Origin of the sequence: Pseudarthrobacter phenanthrenivorans Sphe3 (assembly GCF_000189535.1) — a bacterium.
Lineage (GTDB): Bacteria > Actinomycetota > Actinomycetes > Actinomycetales > Micrococcaceae > Arthrobacter > Arthrobacter phenanthrenivorans.
The window spans coordinates 37,319-52,419 of the sequence record NC_015145.1; the positions used below are offsets into that span (position 1 = coordinate 37,319).

A 15,101-nucleotide genomic window follows, 5' to 3' on the forward strand; every position below is an offset into this window, starting at 1 on the left:
AGCCGTCCTGTTGGGGCCGGCAAAAGTTGGGTACATTCCCGGTAAGCGGACCGGCACCGACGCCGTGTGCCCATTTCCGGACAGGAGAATCAGCCATGGCTCGGATAGACCGGATCGCCGAACCCTGGGGGACCAGGACGCCGTATGCAGGCGGCACAAGTTGGCCCGTCAGGGTGGACACGCACCTTGCGGAAGGGGTGGAACCGGAGTCGGTGGACCGCTGGGTACAGACCGCCTCGATCCTCCATTCCAACGGTGACGCCATGGACATTGCGGTCAAGGACGACCGGATTGTTGGTGTTCGGGGACGTGCTTCGGACCGGGTGAACCACGGACGCCTCGGACCCAAAGACCTCTACGGCTGGCAGGCGAACGCTTCCGCGGACAGACTCACCAGGCCCCTCATCCGGGAGAACGGCCGGCTCGTGGAAACCGACTGGGACACGGCCATGGACAAGGTGGTGGCGCAGTCCAAAGCACTCCTTGCCGAGCAGGGTGCCAGTGCCATCGGCTTCTACACCACCGGGCAGCTTTTTGCGGAGGAGTACTACACCCTGGGCGCCGTAGCCCACGGCGGGATTGGCACCAACCACGTGGATGGAAACACCCGCCTGTGCACGGCCACCGCGGCGGAAGCCCTCAAGGAATCCTTCGGCTGTGATGGCCAGCCCGGGTCCTACACGGACGTGGACCACGCGGACGTGATCGCCCTGTACGGCCACAATGTCGCCGAAACCCAGACCGTCCTGTGGAGCCGCATGCTGGACCGGCTGGCCGGCCCAAATCCGCCCAGGATTATCTGCGTTGACCCGCGTCTCACACCTGTTGCCCGGGCCGCCACCGTCCACCTGGCGCCGCGGCCAGGTACCAACGTGGCCCTGATGAACGGGCTCCTGCACGAAATTGTCACCAACGGGTGGGTTGACCGGGACTACATCCAGGCCCATACCGTGGGATTCCAGGAACTGGAGAAGGAAGTCAGGAAGTACCCGCCCGCGCTCGTGGCTGAAATTTGCGGAGTGCCGGCGGAGAAGATCCGGGAAGCCGCAGCGATCCTCGGCGCTGCAGAACGGCTGCTCTCCACTGTCCTGCAGGGCTTCTACCAGTCCAACCAGGCAACGGCTGCGGCGGTGCAGGTCAACAACGTCAATATCATCCGAGGGATGCTGGGGAAACCGGGCTGCGGGATCCTGCAGATGAACGGCCAGCCCACGGCGGAGAACACCCGCGAGTGCGGTGCAGACGGTGATCTGCCCGGCTTCCGCAACTGGTCCAACGATGACCATGTCCAGGACCTGGCCCGCGTCTGGAATATCGACCCCATGAGCATCCCGCACTACTCCCCGCCCACGCACGTCATGCAGATGATGAGGTACGTGGAGGAGGGCTCCATCCGCATGCTGTGGGTCAGCGGAACAAATCCGGCGGTTTCGCTGCCCGAGCTCACCCGCGTCCGCTCCATCCTTAAACAGGACCGGCTCTTCCTGGTGGTGCAGGATATTTTCCTCTCCGAGACCGCGCAATTGGCCGACGTCGTCCTGCCCGCCGCCACCTGGGGGGAGAAGACCGGGACGTTCACCAACGTGGACCGCACCGTGCACCTGTCCGAGAAGGCCGTGGACCCGCCGGGGGAGGCCCGTCCCGACCTGGACATCTTTATTGATTACGCGCACCGGATGGGCCTGAAGGACAAGGATGGCCAGCCGCTGGTCAAATGGCATGACGCCGAGTCCGCCTTTGAGGCATGGAAGGAGTGCAGCCGAGGCCGGCCCTGCGACTACACGGGCATAACCTATGACAAGCTCCGCGGCGGGTCCGGCATCCAGTGGCCGTGCAATGACGCGAACCCGGACGGTGCCGAGCGCATCTACGCGGACGGGAAGTTCTGGGCACACCCCGAGTACTGCGAAACCTACGGCCGCGACCTCATCACCGGTGCTCCCGTGGAGCCGTCGGAATACAAGGCGCTCAACCCGGAGGGACGCGCCGTCATCAAGGCCGCCGAGTACGTCCCGCCGCACGAGCTCCCCAGCCGGCAGTACCCGCTCCAGCTCATCACCGGCCGCACGCTGTTCCACTTCCACACCCGCACCAAGACGGCCCGGGCCCCGGAGCTGCAGGCAGCCGCACCCGAGGTGTGGGTGGAGATGTCAGCCCACGACGCCGGCACGCACGGGATTGCGGAAGGAGACGTTGCCGAGGTGGAGACACCCCGCGGTTCCGTCAGGGCACAGGTGCGGATCGGCGGGATCCGCGAGGGTGTCCTCTTCCTCCCCTTTCACTACGGCTACTGGGATACCGGGGCGGGACATGAGCCCGAGGGGAACGGCCGTGCCGCTAATGAACTGACCATTACGGATTGGGACGCCGCTTCCAAACAGCCCATCTTCAAAACCGCCGCTGCCCGTGTCCGAAGGGTTGGCGGAGGGGATGGCCCGGCTCCGGCACCGACCAACACAGCGTCCGCACCCGCCGTCGAACTTCCTGTGGGGGCCAGGACCAAGGGAATCCAATCCGCCCTGGCCTCTGAAGACATCCGCACTACCGCAGGGGAGGGACAGCAGTGAAGATCGGACTGGTCCTGGAACAGCTGCACCGGGACGAGAATGACCTGGCGCAGCAGCTATTCCATGTCTCAGAGCGGCACAAGGTGGACCATGAGATCTACCACCTGGGCCGTGACCTGGCGAAATGGTCGCAGCAGCACGTCCGGGAGATTGCCGCCATTGCGTCCCAATATGGGCAGGACCTGGACCCGGAACCGCGGAGCGAGAACACGCTCATGGAAAAGGTCCGTGAAAAGGGCAGCCAGCTTGTGGGCCGTGACGCCGAGGCCGGGCTGCTGCTCCTGCGGGATCTCCGCGAGGTATACATCAAGGCCTGCGGAGTCTCGGCGGACTGGGAGCTGCTGGCCCAGGCGGCGCAAGGCATCAAGCACACCGACCTGCTCGAAGTCGCCCAGCGCTGCCACCCCCAAAATCTCCGCCAGATGAAATGGGCGAACGGAAAGCTTAAGGAGTCCGCAACCCAGATCCTGGTGAGTTGAGCAGGAGTATCTTGGGGACCATGCGAATCAAAATGTGCAGCATCCACGTCAAGGACCCGGCCGCCGCCCACCGGTTCTACACCGAGACGCTGGGCTTCGACACCCTGATGGCCATGCCGGAGTACAACCTGTTCATCATCAAGGACCCGGGTGCGGACGCGAATTCAGTGGGCCTGCTGCTGGAACCCAGTGACAATCCAATTGGCGCCACCTACATGAACGCCGTGCACGACGCCGGGCTTCCCGCCATTGTCTTCGGCGTTCCGGACGTGCGGGCCGAGTACGAGCGGCTGATGAAGGCGGGAGTCAGCTTCAAAAGCGGACCGACCGAGGACCCTTCCGGGATCAGCGCGGTGTTCGATGACGGCTGCGGGAACTACGTCCAACTGCACCAGGACTGACGTCCCGGGCCCGACTCCCGAGGCGGGTCAGCGGGTTAAGATCAGGCGCGCGCCTTCTTGGCAGCTTTCTTGGCGGCCTCGTCCTTGACCCGCTGGGCCTCGGCGCGGACGGCGGCATGGGTGGCACGCTCGGTGACCAGCCACTGCGGGGGAGCCTGCAGCAACGCGGTGATTTCCGCCGTCGTCAGGGCCTCCTCAACGCCGCCGCGGGCCAGGCCGCTGATGGAGACGTTTAGCTTTTGCGCCACAACCGGGCGCGGGTGCGGGCCGTTGCGGCGCAGTTCGGCCAGCCATTCCGGCGGGTTGGCCTGGAGCTCCGCGAATTCCTCGCGGGTAATGGTTGAATCCTGGAACTCCTGCGGCGTCGCGGGCAGGTAGATGCCAAGTTTCTTGGCAACGGTGGCCGGCTTCATGGACTGGGAGTTTGCAGAGGTCATGCTTCAAGGGTATCCGGGCGGACGGTACTGTGAAGACGTGCCCACCCACGACGCCTCCCCAGAAAACGGCCCTGACGGCCAGGACCAGACAGCAGTCCCGGCCGGGCAGGCGGAAAGCGCCCCGCCCCGCGTGCTCCGGATCGCCTACGTGGCAGGCGTGACCCCGGGCAAATGGATTCGCCGCTGGGAGGAGCGGATGCCGGGCGTTCCGCTACAGGCGGCAATGTCCGACGACGGCGCGCAGGTTGACGCTGTCCGCGGCGGTTCCGCGGACATGGCCTTTGTCCGCCTGCCCATCGAGCGCGAGGGCCTGAACGTTATCCCGCTCTACGAGGAGCAACCCGTTGTGGTGGCTCCCAAGGGCCACGAGATTTCCGTGTTCGAGGAAGTGGCACTGGCCGACTTGGAGCAGGAGTCCTTCCTGGATGTGGCCGCTTTGGGCGGTCCCGAGCCTGCCCTGCAGCTGGTTGCTGCCGGAGCGGGCCTGGCCATTCTTCCCATGTCCGTGGCCCGGCATTACAACGTGAAGGACACAGTGGCCCGGCGCCTCACCGGCGCCCCGGGTACGGAGATCGCTCTGGTCTGGCCCGCGGACTCCACGGATGAGGTCCTCGAGGAGTTCATCGGGATCGTGCGGGGACGCACCGCCCAAAGCTCGCGGCAGCCGTCAGCGCAGCCCGTCAAGGTGAAGAAGGAGCCCAAGCCGGACCGGCGCGGCAGCGGAGCCAGGAAGGCACCCAAAGTGGCGCAGCGGTACGCGCCCAACCCGGACAAAGGGAGGGGCAAGGGCTCGCGGAAAAAGGGCAAACGGTAGTCCCAAACCGCCCCTAACCTCGCAAGCCCGGCCAGGGAACCCTGCGGTCGTGGGCCCAGGCCCAACTGCCTGAGGACATGGAACAGGCCGGCCCCCGAGTGGGAGCCGGCCTGTCACGTCCGGTTAGAGCACCGATTTAGGTGTTTTGGACGTTGGTTTTGGCGTCGGTGGCGCGGTCTTTGACGTCGGTGGCGGCGTGTTGGCCTTCGGTTTTGACGTTTTGGGCTGCGTCGGTGGCGGTGGCCTTGACGTTGTCCATGGCTTCCTGGGCTGGTTCCTTGAGGTCTTCGACGACGGTTTTGGCGGCGTCGGTGACCTGGGTGGCCAGGGGCTGGGCGGCGGTTTTGAGCTGGTCGGCGGCCTGGCGTTCTTTTTGGCTGGCCGGGATCAGAGAGGAGATGAGCATTCCGGCGCCGAACGCGATCAGGCCGGCGGCCAGGGGGTTGCCCTGGGTTTTGGCTTTGACCTGGTCCGGTGCCTGGGAGATCGCGGTGCCGGCGTCGCTGAGTTTGGCTGCGGCGGTGTCCTTGGCGCCGTGGAGGGTTTCTCCGGTGGAGTGCATGGCGTTGCCGGTGTGTCCGGCGCCGGAGTGGACTGTGTCCTGGACGGTGGTGCTGGCGGAATCTGCTGCGCCCATGATTTTCTCCTTGACCCCGGTGACGGCGCCTTTTACCTTGTCGGTCTGGCGGTGGACGATGTTGGAGGGGGTGACTTTGTCGGCGACCGCGTCCACGTTGGTGCCCAGGCGTGCGCGGGTGGCTTCTATGTCTGAACGGATTGCGTCCGGGTTATCGCTCATCGGTTTACCTCACCTGGTTTTAGGGTTGGGGGAATTTCTGAGAGTGTTTCGCCTGTCTGGGGCAGGCCCTTGATCTGTTTGAGTTCCTTGCGGCCCATCGCGGCCAGGACGGCGGCGATGATGCCCCAGAGCACGGCGACGATCACGGCGGCCCAGCCCAGCGGCATGAGCGCGCCCAGGGCGAACATCAGGGCCAGGGAGAGGAAGACCAGGACGAAGTGTCCGGCCACGCCGGCGCCGCCGAGCATGCCCGAGCCCTTGCCGGCCTTGGTGGCGGATTGTTTGAGTTCGGCTTTGGCGAGCTCCACTTCCTGGCGCATGAGCGTGGACAGGTCCCGCGTCACGTCGCCCAGCAACTCGCCCAGCGAAGCGTTATCGGCCTTCTGATGCGCCGCACTCGGCGGCATCTCCGGAATAGAACTACTCACAGCTGGCGTCCTTCCGTTGACCGGTAGGTGCCGTCCTCAGCGCGGTAGCTGCCGTCTTCGTCGCGGAACGGATCGTCCTCGTACCGGAGGGGAGTGTCCTCAGCCGTCCCTGCGGGCAGCGTTGAGGTGGAAACCGGTGCCCCGCTCCCGACCACGGGTTCGGCGAAGAGGTCGTCGGTGCCCGCGGCGTAAACCGTCTCCTGATGGATCGGAGCAACCGGCTGGGGCTGCACGGAGCGCTGCGGGGATGAGCCCTGGACAGCACCCTGCGACTCAACAGCACCTGCAGTCAGCCCGCGGGTGAGGCGGCCGGCGAGGACGCCCGCGCCTGCGGCGAGCAGCAGGAAGGTTCCCGGCTTGTTCCGGGCGAACCTCTGGACTTCGCCAAGCAAATCACCCGGCTGCTTGTTCTCCAGCCAGGAGGCGACCGTTTCAGTGCTGCTGGCGGCCTGGCGGATCAGGTCGCTGGCCACACCCTGCTGGTCAGGGGCGTCGGCCATGCTCTGCAACTGGCTCGAAATGGTGCGGATACCCTCCGCCGCCTTCTGCTGCTGGGTCCCGGCCTGGCTCGTAAGGCCCGACTTCGCCTGGTGCAACAGATCCTGGGCGCTGGACTTAGCCTCGGAGGCCACGTGCGCAGCTTCTTCCTTGGCGGTCTGGGCAACTCCCTGGGCGGCCGAGGCGGCTTCACCTGCAACGTGGGAAGCCTCTTCCTTTGCCGCCTGGCTCTTGGAATTTCCGGCCGAACCGGCAGCAGGAACGGTGCCAAAGCTTTCGGTAGCGCCTGCTTCCGGTGCCCCGTAGGGGTTAGTGGTAGCCGGGGTGGATGTCTGGGGCCATTGGTTCTCTGTCATCGGGCTCTCTTTCATGAAGGGTCAGCTGGCGATCAAGAACCAGCAGTGCTGGCTAGTAGTAAGCATGGTTACTAATTAGATACTAAGCACACTTCCCTTTTGGAATGCAAGGGGGGCCCGCATAAATGGCGGCGGGGCGAGGGGTTTTGGTGGCGGCGATAGTAAGCCTACTTGCGAATCTGATGCTAAGCATGCTTATTGTAGAGAATGTAGCGACGCAAAAAGAGGTGATCACACCCTGCACTTCGCCACCCACAGGAAGGCCACGGCCCGATGACCAGCAATCTCGATCCAGATGCCCGGACCAGCTACCGCCTCATCACTGTGGCGGCCCGGCTGGTGCAGCGGCGGCAGGACGATGCCCTGGCGCACCTGGGCCTCACACGCGCCGCAGTCATTGCACTCGAGGGCCTGGCCGGAGGCCCGCTGAACCAGGAGCAACTCGCGGAAGCGATCCGCGTCCAAAGCCAGACCCTGGGCCGCGTCCTGATTCGCCTGGAAGGTGCCGGGCATATCACCAGGACACGCCAATCCACGGACCGCAGGCAGTTCAAGGTGGAGCTCACGGAATCCGGGGCTGCTGTCCTGGAAGCCGCCCGACGGGCCGAGATCAACGCCTATCCGGATGACCCAAGCATCGACTGGAAAGTACTGAGCCGGGAACTGGCTAAATTTGTGTCCGCCCTGCCTGCCCACCGGGACCAGGGCGTAGTCCCCTTTGCGGCTCCGGAACACCGGACAGTGAGGCGCCCGCCGGGGCGCGGCAGCGGTCTTCGCGGAGTGGATCAGCCCCGCCTTTAGGCATGCTGTGCTGAAGATCCGCGGACCGGGGAATCAGCCCTGTCCCAGAGCCCAGGCATGAATCAGCCCCGCCCCGGGAGATCCGGGGCAGGGCTGTCGGCGGTCCTAGCCGGCGTCTTTGCTGCGTGAAGGCGGCTGGTTGTCCAAAAGTCCCCGCTGGGCGAGATCGGCGGCGTCTGACGCCTCCTCCGGCAACGGGTCGGTGGCAGGGGGAACGTCGCCTGGCGCGTAGTCCGCGAGCCCGGCTGCAACCCGTTCCTGGTCCGCTGCCGCCTGGTAGGCGTCGTCGTCGATGTCCGCCGGCATCTTCCCGTGCCCCGTCCGGGTGGGCTGGGGGAGGGCGTCCTCTTCCGGGACGATGATTCCGCCCAGGGCGGGATCGCGGCTTTCGTCTGCGGTGGTCATGGTGCTCCTTCCAACGGCTGGTTTTCCTGGCTGATCGGCAGGCCGGTTTCTTACGACGACGGCACAGCTGGTCCCGTGGGCCAGCGGAGAAGGGCGGCAACATCCACGCCTGCAGGCAGGACGGGGCCGGGGACCAGGAGAACGCGCGCGTCCGTCAGTGCTGCCGCCCGCAGCAGGGCTGCAGGGGCAGAAACCTCACCGAGGACGTTTGCCGCCAGGGATTCCTCCTCCGCAGTGGCGATCCACGGCTCGGCGTCCAGTGCCAGCAGCGTCCGTTCGGAGAGGGCCGCGTCATCGAAAATCAGCACTTCCACCTGTGCCTGCTGGAGCGCATGCACCACCGCGCCAATACCGGTGGCAGACTCCGGGTTGGCCTGGCCCTCCTGCGTGGCCAGCCGCTCCATAATGTCCTGCTGTTCGGCGGCCCATTGCTCGGCCACCCGCTGATTGACCTGGTCCTCCAAAAGGGAGTGGTCCGCCCCTGCAGTGTGGGTGTGCGAATCCACCACGGATACCAGCGCCTGGCTGGCCTTGGAAAGCTGCTCCTGCACCAGCCTCCGGGCGTGGATGTCTCCTGCCAGGACTACCAGGCGCGCGCCGCTGCTGCCCGCGACCCGGTCGATCTCGCCCGCAACCTCGTCTGCGTTGCGGCGCCACACATCCTCGGTGTGGTGCTGGAAGCGGAGGTGGGCCCAGCCGCCGCCCTGGAACTTTTTGATGTGCTCGGTGCTTCCCTGCACTTCTTCGACGCTGGCAGCGGATCCTGCGCCAGCGTAGTGCAACCGGATCTCACCGTGCTCCCGGCTTACTTCCGCCACAATGTAGGGGAAGTCCTCCGGGCGGTGTTTTACAAGCTGCAGCAGGTCGGGGATGGGATCGACAGAAATCCGTTCCGCCCCCACACGGTCTCCCGGCAGGACCTCGTTGAGCTCCACCTTCCCTTGGTGCACCAGGATGAACCTGGACACCGGGGAAGGGAGCCCTGTCTCGGGTTGCAGGGCCTCCTCCATCGCATCGAGGTCCGCCGGGGATGCGCCTTGGGCTTCCAGCGCCGCCCGCGTGTTGCCGGGCCGGACGTCCGCAGCTTCCAGCGTGTCCACAGTTCCGGTGCCGGCATCCACATAGGCGGTGCACCAGGGGCCGGGCAGCCGGTAAAGATCCGAGTACTCCTTGAGGCTTCCGGTCACCGTCCCTCCTCCTCATCGCTGATGGAGTCCCGTGATGCGACCGGATTGAGGGCTTCCCGAACCTCCGCAGGATCCGTGTCGTCGGGGAAAGGTTCTGTTTCCCGCCATTCCTCCGCGTGGGGAGGCTGGTTTGCGTGGACCGCGCCCTGGGCTTCGTGTTTCAGCTCGTCGTCCAGGATGGGACCGTGCTTGGTATTGCCGCGTTCAGCCATGACGATCTCCTTCGCTCCGTGAAATTTAGTATCACAGGCTTACTAGTTCGTCATTTCACGGTAGCACCGGGACGCGGTGGTTTAAAGGGGGAAAGGGAAGGGAATGCCTCAGGCGGAGCAAGCGTCCTGAAGGGCCTTCACTGAATCCGCCGGCACCTCGTCCCCGGCCGCCGCTATCTCGCCCAACGGCGTCGTAATTTCTGCCGGCACCCCGGCCGTCCGGGCGGCCGAAACCAAGCCTGCAAGCACCTGCTTGTCCTCGACGCTGACCAGGCCGTCCTGGACCACGGCGCAGATCTGGCGGTTCACTTCTTCGGCGGCGGCGGAAGCGACCTTGGAAGCGGCATCACTGGCGGCGTTGCCGGCCGCCTCCTCGACGGCACCACAGCCGGCAAGAAGCAGGAGAAGAGGGGCGGCGGACAGGGCGGCAAGACGGCGATTCATTTGTCCAGCCTATCGGCTGGGCACCGGGGCCTGCCGAACCCGCGTCCGCCGGACCGGCGTGAAGGCCGGCCACGGCAGGAACGCCCGGCGTCCTTTACCGTCCGCTGGCCGCCGGAACGCCCAGGATGCTGTCCAGCAGTCTGTTCCGGAACTTGCCCTCCGGATCGTGGGAGGCGGCCAGCGAGCGGAAGTCGGCGAAGCGGGGGTAGAGGGACTCCCAGTCATGGCCTCCTGCGGAAAAGAGCTTGCCCCAGTGCGGACGGGCACCGAAAGGCCGAAGGAGCTCCTCGAGTTCCGGCAGGAGGGCTTCCACCTCCGGCTGCATTTGCTTCCATGTGAAGTGCAGCGCAACGCTCTGCTGCCGGTAGAAGGGGCTGAGCCAGAATTCGTCGGCGGCGCCGGTGCGGATCTCTGAAACAAAGAGCAGGGGCGCGAGCTTGTCCGCGAGGCTGCGTACGGCCTCTATGGCTGCCGGAGCGTGCTCCAGCGGCAGGATGAATTCGCTTTGCAGCTCCTCACCCTTGCTGGGCGTGAACTCGTGGCGGAAGTGCGGCAGGCGGTCGAGCCACTGGCCCGGTTCATCCATTTGGAGGGTGCAGTTCTCGGCTGACATGTCCGGCAGGGGGTGCCGGGGGGTGCGGGCAGCGGTGGCTCCGAACAGCTCTCCCAGGGGAGGCTCGGAGTCCAGCGCCTTGAGCCAAACCTGGTTGACGGAGCCGCCGGCGTAGTTGGTGAACAGGCTGACGCTGTACGCACTCGAGACCAGTTCCCCGAAACTGGCCAGGGCCCTGTCCCATGGCAGGTCCTCCAGCACGCGCTGGCGCATCCGGAAGCTGGGCTGAACGGCCAGTTCCAGGCCGGTCACGATTCCCAGAGCGCCCAACCCCACCACGCTTGCCAGGAACTCGTCGCCGTCCTGCCTGGAGAGGGTGACCGTTTCACCGGACGGCCTGACCAGCTCGATGGATTCGACGGCACCGGCCAGGGACTGGTTGTTTACGCCAGATCCGTGCGTTCCGGTTTGGACCGCTCCGGCCACGGAGATGTGCGGCAGCGAGGCCAGGTTGTGGATGGCCACACCGGATTCTTCCAGCGACCGGCAAAGTGTTCCGTAGCTCACTCCACCGCTGACCCGGACTGTTTGACGCTCCGGGTCCAGCTCGATCCTCTGCGGCAGGGCGTCCAGGAGCACATGCACGCCATCGGTGTCGCCCACCCGGTTAAAGGAGTGGCGGGAGCCAAGAGCCTTGACCTTTTCCGCCCCCGCAACGATGCCCGCAAGTTCTGCCACCGAGGACGGCCTCTGGACATCCGCTGAGGCGTATTCGAGGTTTCCTGCCCAGTTCTTCATTCAGTCGGCTTTCCGGTTGGAAGTGGTTGTGGCCTCCTCAACTGTCAGCGCTAACAATCCTTGGTGTCAAGGCGGGTCCACGTCAGTCAGCGTCCCGCTGTCCGTCTGCGGAACTGGTCCGTGGCGGCGGAACCCGGCGGCTGCCGGTGGCCTCGAAGGCGGCGGCAAGATGCAGCAGGACGGCGTCGCTGTAGGCCCTGCCCGCGAAGGTCAGGCCCACCGGCATGGCGATGTCCGGGGCGAGGCCCATGGGCACCGTGACCGTGGGGATGCCGAGGTGCCGGGGGACAAGGTTGCCGTTGGACACCCAGACGCCGTTGCGCCAGGCCAGCTCCGCCGAATGCTCATTGCGGTCGGCATCGGCAGGGCCAACATCGGCGGCGGCCGGGAACACTACGGCATCCAGGCCCAGGCCGTCCATCCACTGCTCCAGATCAATCCGGCGGGTCTCCTCCAAGCCCCGGAGTCCCGCCGCGAGGTGGGGGATTTCGGCCATAACCGGGACGCCGTTCGCACGGATCCAGGACGGGTAGTCACTGATATCGTCTTCGAACCCGTGGTACCGGTCCGGGAGGGAGCCGTCCGGGCCGGGGAAGATCGCTGCACCATCGACGTCGGAAAGGCTGCGGAGGTTCGGATCCCCGTTGGCATCGAGGAAGTCATGCCAGGCCCAGGCGGAAAGGTCCACGATTTCCCGGCGGAGGTACCCAGGAGGCACCAGGCCTCGGGTGGCAATGGTGGGGGCACCAGGACGGTCCCCCTCATAGTTGGACACCACGGGGAAGTCCACCTCGATGACCTCGGCCCCCGCGGCTTCAAGGTCCCGGCGGGCGGCTTCCCACAGCAGGATGATGGATGCGCGGGTGTCGATGCGCTGCCCCGTGGGCCCGCCAATGCCCGGTGCGGAAGCCGTTCCGGCCCTGGGATCTGCGTTGATGTACATCCTGGGCACGCCGATGCGCTTGCCGGCGAGAGCGCGGGCAGCCGCCGCCCGGTCCGGAACGGCCAGGTCCAGGTAGGAGTCCGGCCTGACCTCCGAGGCCTTGGGGATGGGGATCCACGGCTGCACGCGCCAGAAGTCGCCCCGGCTCTCCGGATCGTCGGCCACCACCACATCCAGCACTTCCAAGAGGTCGTCCATGGTGTGGGTATGCGGCACCACCACGTCCATGGTGGGAACCAGTGGCCAGTTTCCGCGCACAGAGATGACGCCGCGCGACGGGGTGTAGGCGCACAGTCCGTTGTTCGACGCCGGGGCCCGGCCCGAGGACCACGTTTCCTCTGCGAGACCGAAGGCTGAGAAGCTTGCAGCAGTGGCTGTTCCGGAACCGTTCGAGGATCCCGAGGCGAAAGCGGCGGTGAGGTAGTCCGCGTTATAGGGGCTTTCCGCCCGGCCGTAGACACCCCGCTGCATGCCGCCGTTGGCCATGGGCGGCATGTTGGTCAGGCCGATCAGGACCGCTCCGCCCGAGCGCAGCCGCTCAATGGTGAACGCATCCTGCTGTGCCACCACGTCCTTGAAGGCCGGGGATCCGGCGGCGACGGTCAGGCCACGCACCTTGTAGCTGTCCTTGGCCGTATAGGGGATGCCGTCCAGCGGACCGAGCAGGGCTCCCTGCGCACGGCGCACGTCCGAGGCCCGGGCCTCCGCCAGAGCTTCCGGATTCATCACTACCAGCGCATTCAGGCGTATGCCGGATGAGTCATACTTCTCGATACGCTCCAGGTACTGGCGCACCAGCTCCTCACTGGTGACCTGGCCCGCCTGAAGTGCTGCACGAATCCGGGCAATGCCCGCTTCCACGACATCGAACCCGCTCATGCCAGCGGGCCTTTCACTGCAGGTGCCGGCTGCTGCTGGGTGATGCAGTGGATGCCCCCGCCGAAGGCGAAGATATTGCGGGCGTCCACAAGCTCCACCGTCCGGCCAGGGTAGGCACGTTCCATGATTCCTGCCGCCACGGCGTCGTTAGGATCGTCAAAGCTGCAGAGGACCACCACGCCGTTGGCCACGTAGTGGTTGATGTAGGACCAGTCCACAAAGCCCTCCTCATCCTCCAGGCAGGTGGGGGCCGGTACATCGATGATCCGCAAGGGCCGGCCTTGGGCGTCCGTCTGGCCGGAAAGAACGGCGTGGAGTTCCTCGGACACCCCGTAATCAGGGTGGGAAGGATCGCCCTGCCGGTGCAGCAGGATGGTGCCCGGGCCTGCAAAAGCCGCCACGATGTCCACATGTCCCCGGGTTCCGAACTCACCGTAGTCGCGGGTGAGCCCGCGCGGCAGCCAGATGGCCTTGCTCGTTCCCAGGACGGCGTGGATTTCCGCCTCCACCGACTCCTTGGTGGCTCCGGGGTTGCGCGCCGGATCCAGTTGGACCGTCTCGGTCAGCAGTACGGTGCCCTCACCGTCCACATGGAATCCACCGCCTTCATTAACCAGGGAACTGGGCCGGACCCCGACTCCCGCCTCCGCTGCTACCGTGCGGGCAACACCCTGGTCGTTGCCCCACTCGGCCCACTGCTGCGCGCCCCAGCCGTTGAAGACCCAGTCGATGGCGGCCAGCCCGCCGTCCCGGAGGCGGGTGAAGGTGGGGCCGCTGTCCCGCAGCCATGCGTCGTCGAGCGGTACTTCCACTACGGCGATGCCCTCGCCGAGCCACTCCTTCGCCGCAGTGGTATCGCGGGGGTGGGCCGCAACGGTGACCGGTTCGTACCGGCTGATGGTGCGGGCAACCTGTGTCCAGGCGGCCCGGGCCCGGTCCAGGGTGGGGCTGCCGGATGGACCGAAGGTCTGGTTGGGCGGCGGGAAGGCCATCCACGTGCGCTGGTGAACATCCCACTCCGCGGGCATGTGGGCAGGGCAGCCGTCCAGCGTCGGTGCAGGAGTGGACCCGGGGCTGATGGAAGAATAAATGAATGGCATTCATTTATTATGGGGACGGTGGTTCACCTGCGCAAGGGTGGCGCCAAGAGTTACGTCGTGGAATCCGGGCAGGGAACGCGGTCCTCAGGCGGGCCGGCTCTTTCCGTCCACGGCAGCCAGGATGGCCTGTGCCAGCTCGGCCGGCCGGGTGAATTGCGGCCAGTGCCCCGTGGGCAGATCGACGTACTCCACGTTCCGCATCCGCGACAGTTCGGCCACGAAGGGGTGTCCTGCCTGGATCCACTCCCGGAGCATCGAGGACGGAAACTCGCACGCGATCACGGTGGCGGGGACGTCGTAGCGCCGGTCATCGTGCAGGTGCTGCCGGCCGTAGGCCACGCCCTTGGGCTGGGGAATGGCGCGGCGCCGGAAAGCTTCCCGCAGCCCGTCGTCGAGGTCCACCAGGTCCCCGTCTTCGAATGCTTCCCAAGGAGGCAACGGAATGTCGTCACCCTCGGCACGGAGTTCATCGTTAATCACGCCTCCTTCGCCCAGCGGACCGCTGTCCACGTAGACGGCACGCGCAACCCTTTCGGGCCGCGCATCAAGGGCGGCATGGATGATCGCACCGCCGCCGGAGTGGCCCACCAGGACAACCTTGCCGTCCAGGCCGTCGATGGCCGCTGTCACGGCGTCCACGTGGTCCTGCAGGGTGATGCCGGACCGGCTTGCGTCAACGGATTCAAGCCCGGGCAGTGTCATGGGATGAGGCCGGTGTCCGGCTGCTTCCAGCGCCGGCGTGACCTCGTGCCAGGATGAAGCATCCAACCAAAAACCGGGAACGAGGATGATGTCCATGAGGGAACCCTAGCCTGTCGCCACAGAACTGCGCAGCGGTGCAATGAGGGATTCCGGCAGCAAATATCAAGGGCTTCCGTGCTGGCGAGACGGGCAGTAAAGTCCGGGAGTAGCTGTGTTTTCGTCTCCAACACCACCCGAGGGAGAGCCTGTATGAACCGGCCGGAGTCCTGGTGCGATCCGTGCGGCGCTGCGTGCCGCG

17 protein-coding genes are annotated in these 15,101 nt (G+C 66.0%); 5 read left to right on the forward strand and 12 right to left on the reverse strand.

The window, feature by feature from the left end; genetic code table 11:
• The first annotated feature begins 95 nt into the window (after positions 1–95).
• From ASPHE3_RS00185 to ASPHE3_RS00195, 3 genes are read left to right on the forward strand one after another with little or no spacing between them, the layout of a single operon-like run.
• Complete coding sequence (locus ASPHE3_RS00185) at positions 96–2,567, forward strand: molybdopterin oxidoreductase family protein (RefSeq protein ID WP_013599201.1); 2,472 nt, start codon at positions 96–98, stop codon at positions 2,565–2,567.
• The gene (locus ASPHE3_RS00190; protein WP_013599202.1) at positions 2,564–3,046 is read left to right on the forward strand and encodes a hypothetical protein; all 483 of its coding nucleotides are present in this window, start codon (positions 2,564–2,566) and stop codon (positions 3,044–3,046) included. The genes ASPHE3_RS00185 and ASPHE3_RS00190 overlap by 4 nt, the downstream gene beginning before the upstream one ends.
• Positions 3,047–3,066: 20 nt before the next feature.
• Positions 3,067–3,447, forward strand: coding sequence for a VOC family protein (locus ASPHE3_RS00195; RefSeq protein ID WP_013599203.1), 381 nt, complete (start codon positions 3,067–3,069; stop codon positions 3,445–3,447).
• 41 nt (positions 3,448–3,488) lie between these two features.
• On the opposite strand, the gene ASPHE3_RS00200 is transcribed toward ASPHE3_RS00195, so the two are convergent.
• Complete coding sequence (locus tag ASPHE3_RS00200; RefSeq protein ID WP_041651782.1) at positions 3,489–3,884, reverse strand: DUF5997 family protein; 396 nt, start codon at positions 3,882–3,884, stop codon at positions 3,489–3,491.
• On the opposite strand from ASPHE3_RS00200, the gene ASPHE3_RS00205 reads away from it, so the two are divergent.
• Positions 3,883–4,698 (forward strand): LysR family substrate-binding domain-containing protein, encoded by an 816-nt coding sequence (locus ASPHE3_RS00205; protein ID WP_013599205.1) that lies wholly within the window; start codon positions 3,883–3,885, stop codon positions 4,696–4,698. The two genes, ASPHE3_RS00200 and ASPHE3_RS00205, sit on opposite strands and share 2 nt — an antisense overlap.
• A gap of 136 nt (positions 4,699–4,834) precedes the next feature.
• Here ASPHE3_RS00205 and ASPHE3_RS00210 read toward each other — a convergent pair whose 3' ends face one another.
• Genes ASPHE3_RS00210 through ASPHE3_RS00220 form a run of 3 tightly spaced genes read right to left on the reverse strand, consistent with a single transcriptional unit; the run spans position 4,835 to position 6,779 of the window.
• On the reverse strand, positions 4,835–5,497 hold the full coding sequence (locus ASPHE3_RS00210) for a DUF3618 domain-containing protein (protein ID WP_013599206.1): 663 nt from the start codon (positions 5,495–5,497) through the stop codon (positions 4,835–4,837).
• Positions 5,494–5,904: a phage holin family protein gene (locus ASPHE3_RS00215; RefSeq protein ID WP_041651786.1), complete on the reverse strand. Its 411-nt coding sequence runs from the start codon at positions 5,902–5,904 to the stop codon at positions 5,494–5,496. The genes ASPHE3_RS00210 and ASPHE3_RS00215 overlap by 4 nt, the downstream gene beginning before the upstream one ends.
• A 17-nt stretch (positions 5,905–5,921) precedes the next feature.
• A complete protein-coding gene (locus ASPHE3_RS00220) occupies positions 5,922–6,779 on the reverse strand; it encodes a hypothetical protein (RefSeq protein ID WP_013599208.1) in 858 nt (285 codons plus the stop codon).
• A gap of 273 nt (positions 6,780–7,052) precedes the next feature.
• Here ASPHE3_RS00220 and ASPHE3_RS00225 point away from each other — a divergent pair, with 273 nt between their 5' ends.
• Positions 7,053–7,580 (forward strand): MarR family winged helix-turn-helix transcriptional regulator, encoded by a 528-nt coding sequence (locus ASPHE3_RS00225; RefSeq protein ID WP_013599209.1) that lies wholly within the window; start codon positions 7,053–7,055, stop codon positions 7,578–7,580.
• 105 nt (positions 7,581–7,685) lie between these two features.
• Here the strand turns inward: ASPHE3_RS00225 and ASPHE3_RS00230 are convergent, their stop codons facing one another.
• From ASPHE3_RS00230 to ASPHE3_RS00265, 8 genes are all read right to left on the reverse strand, one after another.
• On the reverse strand, positions 7,686–7,985 hold the full coding sequence (locus ASPHE3_RS00230) for a hypothetical protein (protein ID WP_013599210.1): 300 nt from the start codon (positions 7,983–7,985) through the stop codon (positions 7,686–7,688).
• A 50-nt stretch (positions 7,986–8,035) separates the two neighbouring features.
• Positions 8,036–9,172: a baeRF2 domain-containing protein gene (locus ASPHE3_RS00235; RefSeq protein ID WP_013599211.1), complete on the reverse strand. Its 1,137-nt coding sequence runs from the start codon at positions 9,170–9,172 to the stop codon at positions 8,036–8,038.
• A complete protein-coding gene (locus ASPHE3_RS00240; RefSeq protein WP_013599212.1) occupies positions 9,169–9,384 on the reverse strand; it encodes a hypothetical protein in 216 nt (71 codons plus the stop codon). Before ASPHE3_RS00240 ends, ASPHE3_RS00235 begins: the two co-directional genes overlap by 4 nt.
• Before the next feature lie 108 nt (positions 9,385–9,492).
• Positions 9,493–9,828, reverse strand: a complete 336-nt coding sequence (locus ASPHE3_RS00245) for a hypothetical protein (protein WP_013599213.1) — start codon at positions 9,826–9,828, stop codon at positions 9,493–9,495.
• Between the two features lie 94 nt (positions 9,829–9,922).
• Positions 9,923–11,179, reverse strand: coding sequence for a D-arabinono-1,4-lactone oxidase (locus ASPHE3_RS00250; protein WP_013599214.1), 1,257 nt, complete (start codon positions 11,177–11,179; stop codon positions 9,923–9,925).
• Between the two features lie 82 nt (positions 11,180–11,261).
• Positions 11,262–13,001 (reverse strand): amidase, encoded by a 1,740-nt coding sequence (locus ASPHE3_RS00255; protein ID WP_013599215.1) that lies wholly within the window; start codon positions 12,999–13,001, stop codon positions 11,262–11,264.
• Positions 12,998–14,101, reverse strand: coding sequence for an agmatine deiminase family protein (locus tag ASPHE3_RS00260; RefSeq protein WP_041651788.1), 1,104 nt, complete (start codon positions 14,099–14,101; stop codon positions 12,998–13,000). Before ASPHE3_RS00260 ends, ASPHE3_RS00255 begins: the two co-directional genes overlap by 4 nt.
• Positions 14,102–14,185: 84 nt before the next feature.
• Positions 14,186–14,899, reverse strand: a complete 714-nt coding sequence (locus ASPHE3_RS00265) for an alpha/beta fold hydrolase (protein WP_013599217.1) — start codon at positions 14,897–14,899, stop codon at positions 14,186–14,188.
• Between the last annotated feature and the right edge of the window lie 202 nt (positions 14,900–15,101).